Here is a 19,129-nt window from a genome sequence, read left to right on the forward strand (position 1 = left end):
AAGGGAGAGAAACGATGAAGCGGTTGATTGGAGCTGCATCCGTAGCACTGATGGCATTCGCAGCCATGCCGGCGCAGGCAGCCGACAAGGTCGTGCTGATGCTGAACTGGTACGTCTATGGCGAGCACGCGCCGTTCTATTACGGCAAGGCCAAGGGCATCTACGCCGCCGAAGGCATCGAGCTCGAGATCCAGGAAGGCCGCGGCTCGGCTGCGACCACGCAGGCGGTTGCCGCCAAGACCGCGGACTTCGGCTATGTCGACGTCCCCACCATGATGCGCGCCGCGATCAAGGGCGCGCCCGTGGTCGCAACCGGCGTGCTGCTGCAAACGAGCCCGATGTCCGCCATGGGCTTCGCCGACAAGAACATCAGGAAGCCTGAAGACATCAAGGGCAAGACGGTGGCGATCACGCCGGCCGATTCCATGACGCAGATCTGGCCGCTGTTCCTGAAGAAGACCGGCCTGAAGGAAAGCGACTTCAAGACCGTCGCCGGCGACGGCCAGACCAAGCTCAACGCCGTCATCAACGGCCAGGCGGATCTGTTGCTCGGCTACGTCATGGATCAGTCGATGAAGATCAAGGACGCGACCGGCAAGGATGTCTATCCGATCAAGTTCGCCGACTACGGCATCAACATGGTCTCCTCGGGCGTCATCGCCAACACCGACTACGTGAAGGCCAATGCGGACCTCGTCCGCCGCTTCATGTCGGCGACGACCAAGGCGGTCGAAGCTGCCGAGAAGGAGCCGAAGGCGGCGGCGCAATCGATCCTCGATGCCAACCCCAAGGGCGGCAAGATCGACACGCTGACGCAGGGTTTTGAGCTGACCATCCCGCTCTACCGGACCGCGGAGACCAAGGGCAAGCGGCCGTTCCAGGTCACCGACCAGAACATGACCGAGACCGTCAACCTGCTGGTCGAATATGGCGGCCTCGACGCCAAGGCCAAGGAGAACCCGAAGGCTTTCTACACCAGCGATTACCTGCCGAAGAGCGGCTCGTGAAACCTGCGACTGTCATGAGTGAAACCGCGCAGTCGGCCGCTCATCTGAGACTGGTGAGCGACCGGGCTGCCGGCGATGCGTCGGGCATCAAGCTGTCGGGCGTGTCGAAGACCTACCGGACGCGCGACGGCGATGTGCCGTCGCTGCGGCCGCTCGACTTCCACATCAATGACGGCGAGTTCTTCGTCGTGGTCGGCCCTTCCGGCTGCGGCAAGTCCACGTTGCTCAAATTGATCTCGGGCCTGCTGGCGCCGACCACGGGCGAGATCCTGGTCGAGGGCCAGAAGGTGACGACGCCGCACGGCAATGTCGGCATCGTGTTCCAGAACGCGCTGCTCTTGCCCTGGCGCAACATCCTCTCCAACGTGATGCTGCCGATCGACATGAAGCGCCTGCCGCGCCAGGAATATCTCGACCGCGCCAAGTCGCTGCTGAAGCTGGTCGGCCTCGAAGGCTTCGAGAAGAAGTTGCCCTGGCAGCTCTCCGGCGGCATGCAGCAGCGCGCCTCGATCTGCCGCGCGCTGGTGCACGATCCGAAGATCATGCTGATGGACGAGCCGTTCGGCGCGCTCGACGCGCTGACACGCGAGCGCATGAATGTCGAATTGATGCGGATCCAGCGCGAGACGAAGAAGACCGTGCTCCTGATCACGCATTCGATTCCGGAGGCCGTGTTCCTCGCCGACCGCGTGCTGGTCATGACCGAGCGCCCCGGCGCGATCGCCGCGATCTACGACGTGCCGCTGCCGCGCCCGCGCTCGCTCGACGCGATGGCCGACCCGGTGTTTACGGAGCTGGTGCAGCGCATCCGCAAGCATTTCTTCTCGCAAGGGGCGTTGGACTGAAACCATGTCCCCCCGCCTGAAGCTGCGAGACATCGCCTTCTTCGAACGTCCCGTGCAGTTCGCGCGGCCGTTCCGCTTCGGTGCGATCACGATCAACGCGACGCCGCAGCTGTTCGTGCGGGCCGAGATCGAGGTCGAGGGCCGGGGCACCGCCGTCGGTGCCAGCGCCGAGCTGCTGGTGCCAAAGTGGTTCGACAAGCGGCCGGAGCTGTCGCCAGCGCAGACGGTGGACGAGTTGCGTCGCTCGCTGGAGATCGCGCGCGGACTCTATCTGGCACGGACCGGCTTCCAGACGGCGTTCGATCTGCATGCCTCCTGCATCGGTGCCCAGATCACGACCTGCGCGAAGAAGAATATTCCGGCGCTGGCTGCTGCCTACGGCCCCGCGGAGATCGACAAGGCCATTCTCGATGCGCTGCTCCGCGCCGTCGAGACCAGCTTCTTCGACGGAATAGCCGGCAACATCGCCGGCATCGATGCGCGGCTTTCTCCTGACGTGAGCGAGAAAGACATCAGGACGTTCCTCGCCGGCCGGGTGCCGCTCGAGCGTGTTGCGATCAGGCATACCGTCGGCCTTGATGATGTCGTGGAAGGCGAGGGCGGCGTTGCCGATCCACGCGAGAATACCAGAGCACGCTATTTCAAGCTCAAGCTGTCCGGCGATCCGGCTGCCGATGCGGCGCGGCTCGCCCGGATCGGCAAGCAGCTCGACACGCTTGGACGCGACTACAAGGTGACGCTCGATGCCAACGAGCAGTATGCCGATCTCGCCGCGTTACAGGCGCTGATGGACGGGCTCAATCGCGACGCCGCGCTGCGCCCGATTGCCGCGCGCCTGCTCTATGTCGAGCAGCCGATGCCGCGCGACATTACGCGGCGAACGCCGCTCGGCGCGCTGGGCACACGCGGCTTCATCATCGACGAAGCCGACGATTCCTACGACGCGTTCCCGGCAGCACGGGCGCTCGGCTATCGCGGCATCTCCTCGAAATCTTGCAAGGGACTTTACAAGTCCATCATCAACGCCACGCGTGTGGCGAAATGGAGCGCGCAAGGCGAAGCCTTCTTCATCACTGGTGAGGACCTCACCTGCCAGGCCGGCCTTGCCGTGCAGCAGGATCTTGCGCTCGGTGCCTTCATCGGCGTCACCCACGCCGAGCGCAACGGCCACCACTACGTCGATGGCTTCGGTGAAACGCCCATAGCAGAAGCTCAGGCCTTCGCCGCCGCGCATCCCGATCTCTATGCCGATGCCAGGCGGGGTATCCGGCTCTCCATTCACGACGGCGATCTCCTGACGGGATCGCTTCATTGCGCGGGCTTCGCCTCGTCGGTCCATCCGGACTGGTCGGCATTGCGCCCGCTCGCCCAGCCAAGATCTCAGGAGCAATTGGCATGACCACCCAACGCCTCGGCCTCATCATGAACGGCGTCACCGGCCGGATGGGGCTCAACCAGCATCTGATCCGCTCGATCGTCGCGATCCGCGACCAGGGCGGCGTGCGCCTGAAGAACGGTGACCGTGTCATGCCCGACCCGATCCTGGTCGGCCGCAGCGCCGACAAGGTCGAGGCGCTGGCCAAACGCTACAACATCACGCGCTGGACCACCGATCTCGATGCCGCGCTCGCCGACAAGAACGACACCATGTTCTTCGACGCCGCGACGACGCAGGCCCGTCCCGGCCTGCTGACCCAGGCCATCAACGCCGGCAAGCACGTCTATTGCGAGAAGCCGATTGCGACGAATTTCGAGGAAGCGGTCGAGGTCGTGAAGCTCGCCAATGCCAAGGGCGTCAAGCACGGCACGGTGCAGGATAAGCTGTTTCTGCCGGGGCTGAAGAAGATCGCTTTCCTGCGCGATTCCGGCTTCTTCGGCCGCATCCTCTCGGTGCGCGGCGAGTTCGGCTATTGGGTGTTCGAAGGCGGCTGGCAGGAGGCGCAGCGGCCCTCCTGGAACTATCGCGACGAGGATGGCGGCGGCATCATCCTCGACATGGTCTGCCACTGGCGCTACGTGCTCGACAACCTCTTCGGCAACGTCCAGAGCGTGAGCTGCATCGGCAACACCGACATCCCCGAGCGTTTCGACGAGCAGGGCAAGAAGTACAAGGCGACTGCTGACGATTCCGCCTACGCCACGTTCCAGCTCGAAGGCGGCATCATCGCCCACATCAACATGTCCTGGGTGACGCGGGTCTATCGCGACGACCTCGTCACCTTCCAGGTCGACGGCACGCTCGGCTCGGCGGTCGCGGGGCTCACCGACTGCATGATCCAGGCGCGGCAGGCGACACCGCGCCCGGTGTGGAATCCCGACGAGAAGCGGCTGCACGACTTCTACGGCGACTGGCAGAAGCTCCCGGATAACGTCACCTACGACAACGGCTTCAAAGAGCAGTGGGAAATGTTCATCCGCCACGTCTACGAGGATGCGCCCTACAAGTTCACGCTGCTCGAAGGCGCCAAGGGCGTTCAGCTCGCCGAATGCGCGCTGAAGAGCTGGAAGGAGCGCCGCTGGATCGACGTCGCGCCCATCAAAGTGTGACATTCCGATGCTCATGATTTCGTCATTGCGAGCGAAGCGAAGCAATCCAGACTGCCTCCGCGGAAAGACCCTGGATTGCTTCGTCGCTTCGCTCCTCGCAATGACGGAGAGAGGACCAAAATGAACAAGCCCGTCCAACCAATGTCATCCCTGTCGCTGAAGCTGCCCAAAGCCGATCGCTCGATCGAGACCTATCGGCTCGCGGCCTCGCGCACGTTCCCCGCAAAGCTCGAGGGGCCGCTGAACCGCATCGCCTTCTCGGCCGTGCACACGGTGGCTGATCCCTTTGCCGACAACGATCCCTGGCTGTCGGCCGCCGTCGACTGGGACAAGACCATCGCCTTCCGCGAGCACGTCTGGGACCTCGGCCTCGGCGTTGCCGAAGCCATGGACACCGCGCAGCGCGGCATGGGGCTGGACTGGCCGACCTCGCTGGAGCTGATCACGCGCTCGGTCGCCGCCGCCAAGCGGCGCAATGCGCTGGTGTTCTCCGGTGCAGGCACCGATCATCTCGCGGTCGAGGACGCTGGGAGCCTCGACGACGTGATCCGCGCCTATGAAGAGCAGATCTCGGCGGTGGAGAAAGTCGGCGGCCGCATCATCCTGATGGCCTCGCGGGCCCTCGCAAAACTCGGTCGCAATGCCGACGATTACGCCAAAGTCTATGACCGCGTGCTCTCGCAAGTCCGTGAGCCCGTCATCATCCACTGGCTCGGCGACATGTTCGATCCGGCGCTGGCGGGCTATTGGGGCACGAGGGATCTCGACAAGGCCATGGACATTGCCGTCGCCATCATCAACGGCAATGCCGCCAAGGTCGACGGCGTCAAGGTCTCGCTGCTCGACAAGCAGCGCGAGATCGACATGCGCCGGCGTCTGGACAAGCGGATCAAGATGTATACCGGCGACGATTTCAACTACGCGGAGCTGATCGCCGGCGATAGCGAAGGTTTTTCACACGCGTTGCTCGGCATCTTCGATGCCATCGCGCCGGCGGCGTCCTACGCGCTGTCGCGGCTGGCGGCAGGCGACGAGGCCGGCTTCCACGACGTGCTTGGCCCGACGGTCCCGCTGTCGCGTCACATCTTCAAGGCGCCGACGCGGTTCTACAAGACCGGCGTCGTGTTCATGGCCTATCTCAACGGACACCAGGATCACTTCACCATGGTCGGCGGACAGGAGAGCACGCGGTCCACGCTGCATTTGGCCGAACTGTTCCGTCTCGCTGACAAGGCCGGCCTGCTCGCCAACCCTGAACTCGCGACGCAACGGATGAAAACCGTGCTCGCCACCCACGGTATCGAATCCTGATGCGCGATTTTTCGTCCGACCACCGCTGGCTGTCGCTGAACACGGCGACCGTCCGCAAGCAGGGTGACCTCGTCGCCATCATCGAGGCCTGCGCGAAGCACGGCATCCGAGCCATCGATCCCTGGCGCGACCAGGTCGCGAACGTCGGTCTCGACCGCGTCGCGCGCGCGGTGCGCGAGGCTGGCCTTGATCTCTCAGGCTATTGCCGCGGCGGCATGTTCACCTCGGATGTCTCGCGCCGGGGCGAAGTGCGCGACGATAACAGGCGCTGTGTCGATGAAGCCAAGGCACTGGGCGCGCCCTGCATCGTCCTCGTCGTCGGCGGCCTGCCGCAATATTCGCGGCCGGGCAGTCAGGCTTCGAAGGATCTGGTGGCAGCGCGCGGGCAGGTCGAGGAAGCGCTCGCTGACATGCTCGACTACGCGAGGCAAGCCAAGCTGCCGTTGGCGATCGAGCCGTTGCATCCGGCCTATGCGGCCGACCGCGCCTGCGTGAACACAACCAAGCAGGCGCTCGATATCTGCGACCGGCTCGACCCCGGCCGCACCGGCATGCTCGGCGTCGCGCTCGACGTCTATCACATCTGGTGGGATCCGGAGCTGATGGACCAGATCGCACGCGCCGGCCGGGACCGCCTGCTGGCGTTCCATGTCTGCGACTGGCTGGTGCCGACCAGGGACGTCCTCAACGACCGCGGCATGATGGGCGACGGCGTCATCGACATCAGATCGGTGCGTGCAGCGGTCGAAGCGCAGGGCTTTGCCGGCTATTCCGAGATCGAGATCTTCTCCAACGAATGGTGGGGCAAGCCGATGGACGAGGTGCTGAAGACCTGCATCCAGCGACATCGGACGGTGGTGTAGTTGCCTCGAGTGTCTCGTGAAAAGTCAGACAATTGCGCTATCATCGATTTTACCGTCGAATCCCGGACTATCACTCGTCAATTCGATCTGCGAAGCTCTGCCGACACAAATGCGCTTGCGACCAAGCAGGCGCGGAGGGAGGTTCGCAGTGGAGAAAGTGCGACGCTTGCGTGCGATGAGCTCACTGTGCCGTCAACAGGCCGCGTACAACAGCATGAACAAATGGAAGCTGCTCGCAGAGGCAGAATACTGGGATCATCTGGCTGACCTCGAGCTATCTTCCCATTTCCAACAATGCAACGCCATTGGCTTGAATGAGGTAGAGCAGCCTCAAGCGATCACAGATGCGAAGTGCTGAGCGGAAGACGATTTCCGCCGCGTGAGGACAGAAAGGCCGTGTACTCATAAAAGGAAGTCGGGCTGATCGTCCAGAGCAGCACTGCTTGTGACCCACAGCGGAATTGCCTCGTGTTCAGATCCAATAACGCAAGTACAGGGTTGCCGTATCATCTGTGTGCTCGCTGTGCGGCAACGTCTGAAGCTTGAAAAGGCGCGCGATCATGATCGGGAAAGCTCCTCCATGAGCGCCTTGGCGGAACGAAGGTCCGGCGTTTCGAAGCCTTCCGTAAACCATCCGTAAACCGAGCCAAGAAGGCACCGCGCGTCGGCTATCCTACCCTGGTCGTGCCAAAGCCGAGCCAAACTCATTGCGGCACGTAATTCAAAGGACTTTGCGCTCTGGCTTTGGGCGACCTTGAGTGCAGTTTGCAAATACCCCTCGACCTCGTCAGCTGGAGCACCACGAATCCGGTGCAGTTCGCCATCGATGCATGCAAGTTCTGCCTCCCACATATGCTCGTCACTGCGCGCGGCAAGGACCTTTGCTTCGGCAAGGGCATCGACGCCGTTGTCGTAGTCACCTGAGTGGAGGTAGGTGGCCGCGAGCATCCATAAGTACCGAACCTGGTACCAACTGGCTCCGAGCCTGTTCCGCTCGTTCAGGCTGAGGCGCATGAGCGCCAGGCCGCCCTCCACGTTGCCCTCTTGGGCCATGGCCCAGCCCCGCAGGATGAGGCCGCTCTCGCGCCAATAGTTCAAGCTGTTCTGATCGGCGAGATCGATGATGGCCTCGGCGTGCGCTTTGACGGCCGCCACGTCACCCATTAGCTCCGCAGTGGCCGCCCCGCCATAGACCTGCACATGCGCGGTAAGGTTCGTCTGATTCAACTCAATAGCGTATTGAGATGCGGCACGGCTAGTCCGCTGAGCCTGTTCGGGGTAACCCAGAATCCAAAGCACAATCGCCAAGTAGGGTAGCGCCGAGGCCTTTGGGTCATGTACGTAGTGCACAGGTGGCGGCCGATGCGCCTCCGGCTGATAGCGACTCAAGATCGTTTCGAACTCCGAGCGTGCGGTCAGAAACTCACCGGCATGCATGGCGGTTAGCGCAGCCAGACGATGCACAGCTAGTTCCAGCGCTGTGTCACTGGTGCGCTCGGCGGCGCGCTGCGCCTCGGCAACGAGGCTCTGCATGGCAGCAAAGTCGCCGCGCACGAAGTGGAAAATGAATTTGCCGCTAAGGGTGGAAAACAAGGCGCTCGTGTCGTCGAGTTCATAGCAGAGCGCATGAGCCCTGCTGAAGGCTGTGCCAAGCTGCGGAGCCGTGTATCCGTGAATGGCAATCAGTGGACCTCCGATTGCTGTTTGCAGAGCGAGCTCCTGGCGATCGCGCTCCGGCCCTTGTGGATTGGACCTGAGTGCCTCCAGCCCCCTTGTGAGATGAGTGATCGCTTCGAGATTTGCGGAACGCCCAGCCGCAATGCGGCCGGCCCGCAGCCAATAATCCACCGCCTTTCCTGCCAGTCCACCCTCGGTGAGATGCAGAGCGATCGTCTCCGGCTCCGCCTCCGCACGGGCAGGGTAATGTTGTTCGAGAGCTGCAGCTATGCGGGCATGGATCTGCTGCCGCTTGCTCTTTAGAAGACTCTCGTGCGCGATGTCCTGCACCAGCGCATGTTTGAAGCTGTAGCCAACATTCGGAGGTACGCCACGACGGAATATCAGTTCCGCGGCCAATAGGTCATTGAGAGCATGCTGGAGCGCGTGCTCGTCGAGCGCCGTTACAAGGCGCAGAAGATCGTGTCCGAATTCGCGTCCGATGCAAGCTGCAATCTGGGCAACTTCCTTGACCGGCGCCAATCGATCAAGCCGGGCCATCAAGGAGTCCTGCAGCGTCGTCGGGATCGCCAGCGGCGGTAATGGGCCGATCAGCTCATAACGGCTGCCGTGGTCTTTGAGCAGCCCGGATTCGACGACGGCTTTGGTGAGCTCCTCGACGAACAACGGCACGCCATCGGTCTTGGCCAGAATCTGCTCAAGCACCTCCTGAGGGAGTGTTTTGCCGCCCGTGATCCGGTCAACGACTGCCGCCCCTTGCCGACGTCCTAATCGGCTTAGAAAGAGCGCTGTCACATGTCCATGACCCGTCCAGCGCGGAACGAACTCGGGCCGGAAGGTAATGATCATCAAGATCGGAAGCCGCTGCATCTCGTCGACAAGCCGATCGAGAAATTCGAGCATGGTAGGGTCCGCCCAATGGACGTCCTCGTAAATGGCAAGGACCGGCTGTCTTGCCGCCAAGCCTTGTATCTGTTCCAGAAGGGCCTGGAATGTTCGCTCCTTCTTCTGGTGTGGACTAAGTGCAAGGGGTGGGTATCTGTCCCGTGTCGGGATTGCCAAGAGGTCCGCGAGAATCGGCGCGCTCTCCTGCACATCGTCCGTACCAAGCGCGAGCATGGCCTCGAGCTTGTCGAGCTGTTCGTCGGAAGCGTCCTCCCGCCGTATTGCCGCTGCCCGTTCAAGGAGGCCAACGACGGGATATAGAGCGGTGTTGGTATGAAATGGTGAACAGAAATGACTCAGCGGCGTGTGCGGCACACGGGCGACCTGGTCGCGTAAGGCTCGCACGAGCCGCGACTTGCCAATGCCAGCTTCGCCGCCGAGCAGGACGATCTGTCCTTCCCGCTCTTTCGCCCGATCCCAGCGATCCAGGAGCAATGCAAGTTCTTCATTCCGTCCGACCAGTGCGGTCGTTGCCAAGCCATGCCGAGCCTCGAACCTGCTCTCTGCCGCGCCTTCACCAATGACAAGCCACGCCTGCACCAGTTCCGGGAAACCTTTGAGAGGCACCGTGCCGAGGTCGCGGTACGTGAAAGCTTCGCCGAGTAGGCGGCGGGTCGATTCCGCAATCACCACATCACTTGGGTTGGCCAGATCTTGCAGTCGGGCGGCTAGGTTTGGTGTTTCGCCGATGACTGCGCGCTCGCGAGCCTCTCCCTCGCCAATCAGCTCGCCGACCACGACCAGACCGGTTGCGATGCCGACGCGAGCGGCGAGCGCTGCACCACTGGGTTCGGTAAGCGATGCGACCGCCTTGGTCACCCGAAGCCCAGCGCGAACGGCGCGCTCCGCCTCATCTTCGTGCGCGCGCGGCCAGCCGAAATAAGCGAGTACGCCATCGCCCAAGAACTTGGCTATGTGGCCTTCGAATCGGTCGATCTCGCCGACCACGGTGTTGTGGTAGGCCTGCAAGAGGTCACGCAGCTCCTCGGGATCGCGCCCTGAAGCAAGTGCAGTCGAGCCGACCAGGTCGACGAACATGACTGTGAGCTGTCGACGCTCCGCGTCCGAAGGGATCGATGGCTTCACGTAGCCGGCAGGGCGATTGGCCTCGACCGCCACCGGGGTGATCGGCGGAGCGAGTGCATGGATTGCCTTTAGCACAGCCTTGCGTGGGCCGAGTGGCAAGCCAAGCTCCCGCAGGTCGGCTTCGGTCAGTTCTGGCAAAATTTCGGACGTGATTTCAGCGTCACAAAAGGTCTTTATGTAGCGCTCCAGCCCGAGACCGCGAAGCCATTGCGCGATATCCACGACAAGCCTCCTCGTGCCGCATCAGGCAACGGTCAGCTCAATTGAACGTATGCAACTTCAGCTTCAGCGAACCATCTGCCTGACGCTCAAACACGTGGGTTGCGATCCCGCCTGCAGGTTGGCTGGCGCCATCCGCTGTCTTACCGTTGGCGCTCCAATGGGCCGTGCCGTAGACGATCTTCTCATCTCCGCCGGCGTCGATGACGACCAACCTGTGATCGGTGAATCCGCTTGAAAACAGCCCAGCAAAGAAGCTCTCGATCTCTGTCGGACCGGATATCACCTGATGCGTTGGCGGCAACAATTTGGCGTCTGGCACGTAAGTCGCCGTGATAGCCCTGGCATCTGCTTTGTTGAATGCTGAATCCCACGCGGCGTACGCCGCAGCAATGTCGTGTCTTATGGAGGAAGCTAAGGCTGTCATGATCCCTCCCTCAAACGCGGGCTTGCTTTCGTTGGAGAACGATAACGTCACCTGACGTCGTTCGACCGCTGCAAACTGCAACGAGGGAACGCGACGCCGCCTTCATTGGGCTGCGACCTGTTGCAGTCTGTTGAAGCGCGCCTTCTGCTCGCTGCTCAGCGTGGCATAGAACTCGTCCAGGGCGGGTTCGACCAGCTTGGCGGCCGTCAGCATGGCCTCGAGCCGATGCTGCATCGTCTCCAGCCGTCCGACAGGTGTCAGCGGCGCATCGTTCGGACAGGCCGCCTGTAGGCCCTCAACGCCCTTCGCCGTCGCTTCGCTGAGGCGGTCGAGCGCCTCCTTCTGCTTGCCGGCTGGGTGGAGCACAGCCTCGATCCTCTGGATCGGCAACTGCGTCAGCCCGGACTTCGGATCGCCACAGCCCTCGCTACTCGCCTCCTGCTGCTGCGGCGAGCGCTCGCCGACATTGGGGCCAAGCGCGTTGAAGCGGGCCTGCTGCTCGTCACTGAGCGAGTTGTAGAAATTCTCCAGTGCCGGTCGAACGATCTTGACGGCTTCAAGCGTCGCGCTGATGCGGTTCATCATCGCGCGCAAGCGGCCAGGGGGAGTCAGTGCATAAGTCTCCGCGCAGGAATCCTTGAACACACCGGCAGCGTTGGCCGCCGCCGTCTTCAGCTCGTCCAACAATGCGCGTTGCTCCGGCGTCGGCCGCACCGCCTGTGCGATATCGGCAAGCGGCCAGGCGGTCACGCCCTTGTCCGGCGTGGCACACAATTGCTGAAGCGTCTGCGGGCTCACGCTGGCACGCTGGCGCGCGCGGTAGCCGCCGCCGGCTTGAGGGTAGTCATACGAGTTGGTGCTGGCATAAGCGGAGTAGGGGCCATCACCGCCCCAGAACACGGTGTCGACGAAGTCGTCATAGGCGTACGCCCAATATCCGGGCTCGTAGCCATAGGACCAGAATGTGTAGTTGAAGATGTCGGAATAGGCGTAAGGCCAGAACAAGGGCCCAAGCCAAGCCACGAACACCGCGGGATGACGGTGACGCCAGGCCTGCCGGGGTGCCCAGCCGCTTTGGCGCGTGACGAGAGCCGCTTGGGTCAGCGCAGTGGACTGCTCGCGGAAGCGTTCCGCAAACCGTCCGCGCTCGGCGGCCTGCGCAGCGGCTGCAAGTGCCGGAGCGCGCTCCGCCGGAGCCTGCAGCCCAAGCCGCTGCTGGCGCGCCAGGTCAATTTGCTGCGCGCGCTGCTCTCGGCCAAGCAAGCGGTTTTGCGCCTGGAGCATTCGCTGCTGCGCCCGTTGCGCTTGCACGCCTTCGGGCTTTTGCGACTGCAATTGCTGCACCCGCTGCTGCAGGCGTTCGATGCGGGCCTGGCGCTCCGTCGTCTGGCGCGACAGCATGTCGCGCTGCCGCTGCTCGACGTGCTGCGAGCGCTGTTGCACGCGTTGCTCGCGCTCAAGAAGACGGCTCTGCGACTGCAGCAGCCGTTGCTGCTGTTGCTGCGCCCTTGCGCCTTCCGGTTTCTGCGATTGCAGTTGCTGCACGCGCTGCTGCAAGCGGTCGATGCGGTCTTGGCGTTCCGCGGATTGGCGCGAAAGCATCTCACGCGGCGGTCCCGAACGCTCGCTCACGGCCGGGGGTGCACTTGGGCGCGAAGGGGCGGCGATCTGCGGCGTCGGCCGCGGCGCCATGGCCGGACGTTGCGGCGCTGCCGGCGGGCGATGGATTTCGCGCCGGGGCGCTGCCACCTGCGGGGCGGCTCGGGGGGCACTGATTTGTGGGGTCGGACGCGGTGGCGGTGAGGCGATGTGGGGCGCCGGACGTGGCGCCATCGCCGGTCGCTGCGGCATGGCTGGCGGCGCGGCGGGACGCGCCATGGCTGGCGGAGCCGCCGGACGTGCCATGGCTGGCGGTGCTGCTGGCGGTGCGGCTGGACGAGCCATAGCCGGTGGTGCTGCCGGGCGGGCCATGGCCGGTGGTGCTGATGGCGGCGCTGCGGCTGGTCCTGGTGGTCCTCCACCCCGTCCGTGTCCGAGAGGTCCCTGGGCTGGCGCGCTCGTCGTCAGCATCGAGACGCCAACCAAAACAGCCGTCAGGCAAACGCCACGCGGAAGCATGATCCTAGCTCCCAACTCGTAATCGCCCACGACTTTCAACGCACAGACTGTGGAATCGTTCGTCCTTGGCCACGGCCGGCATTGCGATCTTCCGACGCAGCCAGTCTCAAGAGAAATCCTGCGTCAGGATCGCGGCGAACCGCTCCAGCGCCCAGTCGACCTGGTCGCTTGTGATCACGAGCGGCGGGGCGATGCGGATCGTATGCTCATGGGTATCCTTGGCGAGGATGCCCTTGCCCTGAAGCGCCTCGCAATAGCGGCGTGCCAGCCCGGCCTCGGGATGCAGCTCGACCGCCAGCATCAGGCCGCGCCCGCGCACCTCGCGGATCGTATTGGCGCGAATGTCCTTCAAGCCCTCCAGAAAGCGCGCGCCTTGCCTCGCCGCGTTCTCAATCATGCCTTCCTCGACCAGCACGCGCATCGCCGCGCGGGCCACGGCGCAGGCAAGCGGGTTGCCGCCGAAGGTCGAGCCATGCTGCCCGGGCCTCAATGTCCCGAGCACGTCGTTGTTCGAGAGCACGGCCGAGACCGGATAGAAGCCGCCGGACAGGGCCTTGCCGAGCAGCGTCACGTCCGCCTCAATTCCCTCGTGCTGTTCGGCGAGCAGCTTGCCGGTGCGACCGAGCCCGGTCTGGATCTCGTCGAGCACCAGCATCACATTGTTGGCGGTGCAGAGCTCCCGGACCTCAGTGAAATAGCCGGCCGGAGGAATGACGACACCGGCTTCGCCCTGGATCGGCTCGACCAGAAAGGCGACCGTGTTTGGGGTGATTGCTTCCGCAAGCGCCGGGGCGTCGCCGAACGGGATGACCTTGAAGCCCGGCGCGAACGGCCCGAAGTGTCCGCGTGTCTCGGGGTCGGTTGAAAAGCCGACGACGCCCAGCGTGCGTCCGTGGAAATTGTTGGCACAGACGATGATCTCGGCCTGGCCGTCCGGCACGCCCTTCACCTCGTAGCCCCATTTGCGGACCGACTTGATCGCGCTTTCCACCGCCTCGGCGCCGCTGTTCATCGGCAGCACTTTGTGGGAACCGGTGAGCGCGGCGATCTCCTCGTAGAACAAGGCGAGCTGGTCGTTGTGGAAGGCACGCGAGGTGAGCGTCAGCCTGTGCGCCTGTTCGACCATCGCCGCCAGGATCTTGGGATGGCAGTGGCCCTGGCTGACCGCCGAATAGGCCGAGAGGCAATCGAGGTACCGGTTGCCTTGGGTGTCCCAGACCCAGACACCTTCGCCGCGCGACAGGACGACCCCGATCGGCTCGTAATTGCGGGCCCCGAAGCGCGCTTCTGTCGCGATGAAATCAATGACCGACGAGCTCATCTGCCGTCACTCCATTGCTGCGCGCGGGGGCGTCAATCGACCGCACCGGCGGGTCGCGCCCAAATGAATGTGGGTATCGGTTTGTCAGCTCGGAAGCCTTGATGCGCCGATGGCGCGGCGCGGCCTGATAGTCCCGAAATGTCAGGTGGTTCTGCCGGGCCACAGGGCACCGTTCCGCGACCCAGGCTCTACTGTGCATGGGGTTGTTTTCGCAGTTTGGTTGCCGGCCCCTCAGCCAAGCGCGCAGGGCACGCTCAAAAAGCCGCGGAACCGCACCCGTCCGCCGCGCACCGGCTGACCGCTGACGGCATAGTTCGGAAAGCGCGCCAGGAAGCGCGAGATCGCAATCGCCCCCTCCAGCCGCGCCAGGGCCATGCCTGCGCATTGATGCGCGCCTGTGGCGAAGGCGAGGTGCCGGTTCGGCGTGCGCGCGATATCGAAACGCTCGGGGTCGGGAAACTGCGCGGGGTCGCGATTGGCAGCCCCGATGCACAGCGTCACCGACGTGCCGGCATCGAGCATGACGCCGCCGAGCTCGACCTTCTCGGTGGTCATGCGGTTGCCGAGCTGGTTGGAGCTCTCGTAGCGCAACATCTCCTCGACCGCAGTCTTGATCATGTCCGGGTTCTCGATCAGGCGCTGCTTCTGGTCGGGATGGCGGTCGAGCGCCACGAGGCCGTTGCCGATCAGGTTGGTGGTGGTCTCGTGGCCGGCATTGAGCAGGAAGATGCAATTGTGCAGCAGCTCCTTCTCGGTCAGCCGCTCGCCGTTCTCTTCCCCCTGGATCAAACGCGTCAGCACGTCGCGCTCGGGATTGCCCGGCTTCGCGCGCCGCCGCGACACCAGCGTCTGCAGATAAGCGAGGAAGTCCGCCACCGCCTTGTTGCCGCGCGCAGCTACTTCGGGCGACACTACGGGTTCGAGAGCACCCAGGATCGCCAGCGACCAGTCGCGCAGCGGCCCGCGCTCCTCGTGAGGCACGTCGAGCAGGTTGCCGATCACCTCGATGGGAATCGAAGCGGCAAAATCCTCGATCAGTTCGCAAGCGCCCTTGGTTTCGATGGCATCGAGCAGGCCGTCGACCAGCTTGATCAGGTCCCCCTCCATGCTGGCGATCGCGCGCGGCGACAGCGCGCCCATGATCAGGCGGCGGACGCGGGTATGGGACGGCGGATCGTTGAACACGAGGCTCGTGGTGTGGTGCTCGTAGAGCGGGGTGTCGCCGTATTTCGGCGCGAACTCGCGCTTCTTGTCCGAGCTGAACGACTTGGTGTTCTTGTAGGTGGTGACGAGATCATCGTAGCGGGTCAGGAACACGGTGCCGTTGCGCAGGCGCTTGACCGGCTCGTTCTCCCGCAGTGCACGATAGGTCGGATAGGGGTTGTCGTAGAACTCCGGCGTCAGCTTCTCGAGGTCGAAGCTTGCCGCCAGCGCCTTCGCATCTGCGTTCATCCCGTTATACTCGCCGGTTAAAGCCGATATGCCGTTTTTGTTGTTCTGGTCGGCGCATGCATGCGTCTACAGTCTTTCTACCTTGCTAGCCGACCGGACAGGAAAATGCACGCACGCGCTGACGCTGCCGACACGGCGCCGAACTGGCCCGACGATATTTTCGCGACCCTCCAGCGCTTTGACGTCCGGCAGGTGCCTTACGTTCCGGACGCCGGTCATTCCAAGCTGATCCAGCGCGTATTGGCCTCCTCCACCATGCGCGGCATTGCGCTGACGACGGAGGAGGAAGGCGTGGCGCTGCTCGCCGGCGCCTGGGCGGGCGGACAGCGCGGCGTGCTGCTGATGCAATCGAGCGGCGTCGGCAATTGCATCAACATGCTGTCGCTGATCCCGATCCTGCGCTTTCCGTTCCTCACGCTCGTGACGATGCGCGGCGAGTGGGGCGAGTTCAATCCGTGGCAGGTGCCGATGGGCTCGACCACGCAAGGCGTGTTCGAGCTCTCCGGCGTCAAGGTGCTGCGCGCCTCGCACGCTGCCGAGGTGCCTGCCGTCTTGGAAGCGGCCGCGGCGCAGGCCTACAACGCGCTGACGCCAACCGCCGTCCTTCTGTCGCAGCGCCTGATCGGCGCCAAGGTTTTCACCAAATGAGCAAGGCCAATCTCCTCGACCGCCGGCAGGTGGTGTCCACGCTGCTGGCGAACCGCAAGAACGTCGTCGCGATCGGCGGCCTTGGCGCTTCCACCAACGACATGTGCGCCGCCGGCGACCACGCCCGCAACTTCTACCTCTGGGGCGGCATGGGCGGCGCCGCGATGATCGGGCTGGGTCTGGCGCTGGCGCAGCCGAAGCTGCCGGTATTGGTCATCACCGGCGACGGCGAGATGCTGATGGGCATGGGCAGCCTTGCCACCATCGGCCTGCAGAAGCCGGCCAACCTCTCGATCGCAGTGCTCGACAACGAGGCCTATGGCGAGACCGGCGGCCAGACCAGCCACACCTCCGCCGCCGCCGACCTCGTCGGCATCGCCAGGGCTTGCGGCATTAACGACAGCCGGGCCGTCACGACCATGGCCGAGGTCGAGGCCTTCGCCAAAGCCGTCCATGACGTCTCTGCGGGTCCGCGCTTTGCCAATGTGAAGATCGACAGCGGCGGCCTGGAGCGGATTCTGCCGACGCGGGACGGGACCTACATCGTCAACCGGATCCGTGCTGACCTCGGCTTCCAGCCGATCTAGGCGGTCCGTCCATCCCCGAACGCCTGCACGCGGGCCGTGCAGGCTCGACCAATTTCCATTGATTCTAGGTCGCACGCAGGTTGCGATGCAACATAGTGCTTGACTCCTGCGTGGGTGAGTGCTTACTCACCCAGCATGAGCTCATTGCGTATGACGAGCGACCTGAGGCGTCAATTGATCCTCGGCGCCGCAAAGCGCTGCTTTGCCCGACACGGCTATAACGGCACCACGACCAAGAGCGTGGCGGCCGCCGCTGCCATTTCTGAAGCGCTGCTGTTCAAGCATTTCCCGTCCAAGGCGGCGCTCTACGCCGAGATCCTCAGCGACGAATGCGAGGCGGATCCCGCTCTGATGGAGCTGCTCGAGCGCGAGCCGTCGACGGCTACGCTGGTCGAGGTGATCCGCGGCATGGTCGAACACTTCCTCCAGATCGCCGACGGTCCCGATCAGGAAGAGGCCCAGCGCCTGCGGCTAATGGCCACGAGCCATTTGGATGACGGCGAATTCGCCCGATTGCTGTATGCCAAGATCGAGACGCTGATCGGCGCTGTCTTCGTCGCCTCGCTCGAGCGTGCGGTTGCGAGCGGTGACGCGCGGCCCTGCGCTGGCGATCCGCTCAACCTGTTCTGGTTCGCGCATCATGCGGTGATGACCGCGGCGCTGACCAGGCTGCCGGCCACGCCCTGTCTTGCTTACGGCAGGGCGACCGACCTGGAGCGGCAGCTCTGTGAGTTTCTCCTGAGGGGTATCGGACTTAACGACGCCGCAATTGCTTCGCATCTGGGCCGCAATCAGGCCGCGGATGCGAACCGGGCGGCGATTGCAGAAAGTGCATGACATGAACATCGTGGCCGAAAACAAGATTTCGGGGCAACCGATCGACAACAAGGCTCCCAAGCGTCCGGTCCGGCCAGTGCGTTGGTTCATCATCGTTGGCACGCTTCTGGCCGTGCTCGTCGGAGGGCTCGTCTGGTTCAATTACTTCCGCGGCCAGATGATCAAGCAATTCTTCGCCAACAACAAGCCGCCGCCGACCGCTGTCAGCGCGGCCGAGGCGAAGTCCGAGGTGGTGCCGAACCTGCTCACCGCGGTCGGCAGCCTCGTCGCCGTGCATCAGGTCGACGTCAGCGCCGACGTCAACGGCCGTGTCACCGCGATCAAGTTCGAGCCGGGCACGCGCGTCGAGGCCGGCACGCCGCTGGTGCAACTGTTCGACGCGCCCGAGCAGGGCGATCTCGCCAATTACAAGGCGCAAGCGACCGTCGCGCAGCTGTCGCTTGAACGCGCCAAGCAGCTGGCCTCGCGCCAGTTCGGTCCGCAGGCGACCGTCGATACCGCGCAGGCTGCCTATGACCAGGCCCAGGCGGGCATCGCCAAGACCGAGGCGTTGATCTCGCAGAAGCTGGTGCGCGCGCCGTTCGCCGGCGATCTCGGCATGCGCAAGGTCGAGGTCGGCCAGTATCTGACCGCCGGCACGGCGATCGTGTCGCTGACCGATCTGTCCGAGCTGTGGGCCAACTTCACGGTGACGGAAAAGGATTCCGGCAGCCTCAAGGTCGGCCAGGTCGTGCGGTTGAAGGTCGACGCCTATCCGGGCCGCACCTTCGAGGGCAAGATCACCACGATCGAGCCCCAGATCTCGACCGATACTCGCAACATCCGCGTGCAGGCCACGATTGCCAATCCGGAGAAGATCCTGAAGCCCGGCATGTTTGTCACCACGACCGTGGTGCTGCCGGAAAAGCCGGCCGTGATCACGGTGCCTGAAACGGCAGTCGATTACACGCTGTACGGCGACTCGGTGTTCGTGATCACCGAGAAGAAGGAAGAAGACGGCAAGACCAGCCTGTCGGCGGTGCGCACCTTCGTGCAGACCGGCAACCGGGTCGAGGGTCGCGTCGAAATCGTCAAGGGCCTGAAGGTAGGCGACAAGGTCGTCGCTCTCGGCCAGCTCAAGCTGCAATCAGGCGCGCCGGTATCGATCTCGACCGATCCGGCCCCGCAGATCCCGGCGCAGCCGCCGCGCTACTGACAATATCCTCGCGTGATCCGGCCCGGCCGGATCACGCGTCTTGA

17 protein-coding genes are annotated in these 19,129 nt (G+C 63.9%); 12 read left to right on the plus strand and 5 right to left on the minus strand.

What is annotated here, in order from left to right; translation table 11 throughout:
- Window positions 1–14 precede the first annotated feature (14 nt).
- From I6F36_RS15895 to I6F36_RS15925, 7 genes are all read left to right on the plus strand, one after another.
- Window positions 15–1,007: an ABC transporter substrate-binding protein gene (locus tag I6F36_RS15895; protein ID WP_036025832.1), complete on the plus strand. Its 993-nt coding sequence runs from the start codon at window positions 15–17 to the stop codon at window positions 1,005–1,007.
- A gap of 14 nt (window positions 1,008–1,021) precedes the next feature.
- Window positions 1,022–1,852 carry an ABC transporter ATP-binding protein gene (locus I6F36_RS15900; RefSeq protein WP_192893460.1) on the plus strand — a complete coding sequence of 277 codons (831 nt, stop codon included), beginning with the start codon at window positions 1,022–1,024 and terminating at the stop codon, window positions 1,850–1,852.
- A gap of 4 nt (window positions 1,853–1,856) precedes the next feature.
- Complete coding sequence (locus I6F36_RS15905; RefSeq protein ID WP_225171728.1) at window positions 1,857–3,251, plus strand: hypothetical protein; 1,395 nt, start codon at window positions 1,857–1,859, stop codon at window positions 3,249–3,251.
- Window positions 3,248–4,399, plus strand: a complete 1,152-nt coding sequence (locus I6F36_RS15910) for a Gfo/Idh/MocA family protein (RefSeq protein WP_036004662.1) — start codon at window positions 3,248–3,250, stop codon at window positions 4,397–4,399. Before I6F36_RS15905 ends, I6F36_RS15910 begins: the two co-directional genes overlap by 4 nt.
- 120 nt (window positions 4,400–4,519) lie before the next feature.
- Complete coding sequence (locus I6F36_RS15915) at window positions 4,520–5,710, plus strand: dihydrodipicolinate synthase family protein (protein ID WP_225127392.1); 1,191 nt, start codon at window positions 4,520–4,522, stop codon at window positions 5,708–5,710.
- The gene (locus I6F36_RS15920; RefSeq protein WP_225171729.1) at window positions 5,710–6,573 is read left to right on the plus strand and encodes a sugar phosphate isomerase/epimerase; all 864 of its coding nucleotides are present in this window, start codon (window positions 5,710–5,712) and stop codon (window positions 6,571–6,573) included. The genes I6F36_RS15915 and I6F36_RS15920 overlap by 1 nt, the downstream gene beginning before the upstream one ends.
- A 148-nt stretch (window positions 6,574–6,721) precedes the next feature.
- The gene (locus tag I6F36_RS15925) at window positions 6,722–6,931 is read left to right on the plus strand and encodes a hypothetical protein (RefSeq protein ID WP_225123842.1); all 210 of its coding nucleotides are present in this window, start codon (window positions 6,722–6,724) and stop codon (window positions 6,929–6,931) included.
- 200 nt (window positions 6,932–7,131) lie between these two features.
- Here the strand turns inward: I6F36_RS15925 and I6F36_RS15930 are convergent, their stop codons facing one another.
- From I6F36_RS15930 to I6F36_RS15940, 3 genes are all read right to left on the minus strand, one after another.
- Window positions 7,132–10,503 carry an adenylate/guanylate cyclase domain-containing protein gene (locus I6F36_RS15930; protein WP_225171730.1) on the minus strand — a complete coding sequence of 1,124 codons (3,372 nt, stop codon included), beginning with the start codon at window positions 10,501–10,503 and terminating at the stop codon, window positions 7,132–7,134.
- 37 nt (window positions 10,504–10,540) lie between these two features.
- On the minus strand, window positions 10,541–10,927 hold the full coding sequence (locus I6F36_RS15935; protein ID WP_225171731.1) for a nuclear transport factor 2 family protein: 387 nt from the start codon (window positions 10,925–10,927) through the stop codon (window positions 10,541–10,543).
- Window positions 10,928–11,029: 102 nt separating this feature from the next.
- Window positions 11,030–12,529, minus strand: a complete 1,500-nt coding sequence (locus I6F36_RS15940; protein WP_225171849.1) for a Spy/CpxP family protein refolding chaperone — start codon at window positions 12,527–12,529, stop codon at window positions 11,030–11,032.
- A 197-nt stretch (window positions 12,530–12,726) separates the two neighbouring features.
- Between I6F36_RS15940 and I6F36_RS15945 the strand changes: the two genes are divergently transcribed.
- Complete coding sequence (locus I6F36_RS15945; protein WP_225127611.1) at window positions 12,727–12,873, plus strand: hypothetical protein; 147 nt, start codon at window positions 12,727–12,729, stop codon at window positions 12,871–12,873.
- A 278-nt stretch (window positions 12,874–13,151) separates the two neighbouring features.
- Here I6F36_RS15945 and rocD read toward each other — a convergent pair whose 3' ends face one another.
- Both rocD and I6F36_RS15955 read right to left on the minus strand, forming a co-directional pair.
- Complete coding sequence (gene rocD / locus I6F36_RS15950) at window positions 13,152–14,366, minus strand: ornithine--oxo-acid transaminase (RefSeq protein WP_225171732.1); 1,215 nt, start codon at window positions 14,364–14,366, stop codon at window positions 13,152–13,154.
- A gap of 231 nt (window positions 14,367–14,597) precedes the next feature.
- Complete coding sequence (locus tag I6F36_RS15955) at window positions 14,598–15,818, minus strand: cytochrome P450 (RefSeq protein ID WP_225149925.1); 1,221 nt, start codon at window positions 15,816–15,818, stop codon at window positions 14,598–14,600.
- Between the two features lie 105 nt (window positions 15,819–15,923).
- Between I6F36_RS15955 and I6F36_RS15960 the strand changes: the two genes are divergently transcribed.
- The 4 genes from I6F36_RS15960 (at window position 15,924) to I6F36_RS15975 (ending at window position 19,085) form a co-directional block, all read left to right on the plus strand.
- On the plus strand, window positions 15,924–16,466 hold the full coding sequence (locus tag I6F36_RS15960) for a phosphonopyruvate decarboxylase (RefSeq protein ID WP_036004713.1): 543 nt from the start codon (window positions 15,924–15,926) through the stop codon (window positions 16,464–16,466).
- A complete protein-coding gene (locus I6F36_RS15965) occupies window positions 16,463–17,053 on the plus strand; it encodes a thiamine pyrophosphate-dependent enzyme (RefSeq protein ID WP_225171733.1) in 591 nt (196 codons plus the stop codon). The genes I6F36_RS15960 and I6F36_RS15965 overlap by 4 nt, the downstream gene beginning before the upstream one ends.
- Before the next feature lie 135 nt (window positions 17,054–17,188).
- Complete coding sequence (locus tag I6F36_RS15970) at window positions 17,189–17,890, plus strand: TetR/AcrR family transcriptional regulator (protein ID WP_063822469.1); 702 nt, start codon at window positions 17,189–17,191, stop codon at window positions 17,888–17,890.
- Window position 17,891: 1 nt separating this feature from the next.
- A complete protein-coding gene (locus I6F36_RS15975) occupies window positions 17,892–19,085 on the plus strand; it encodes an efflux RND transporter periplasmic adaptor subunit (protein ID WP_036004727.1) in 1,194 nt (397 codons plus the stop codon).
- The last annotated feature ends 44 nt before the right edge of the window (window positions 19,086–19,129 follow it).

This window comes from Bradyrhizobium sp. BRP19, from assembly GCF_020194195.1.
GTDB classification, from domain to species: Bacteria; Pseudomonadota; Alphaproteobacteria; order Rhizobiales; family Xanthobacteraceae; genus Bradyrhizobium; species Bradyrhizobium yuanmingense.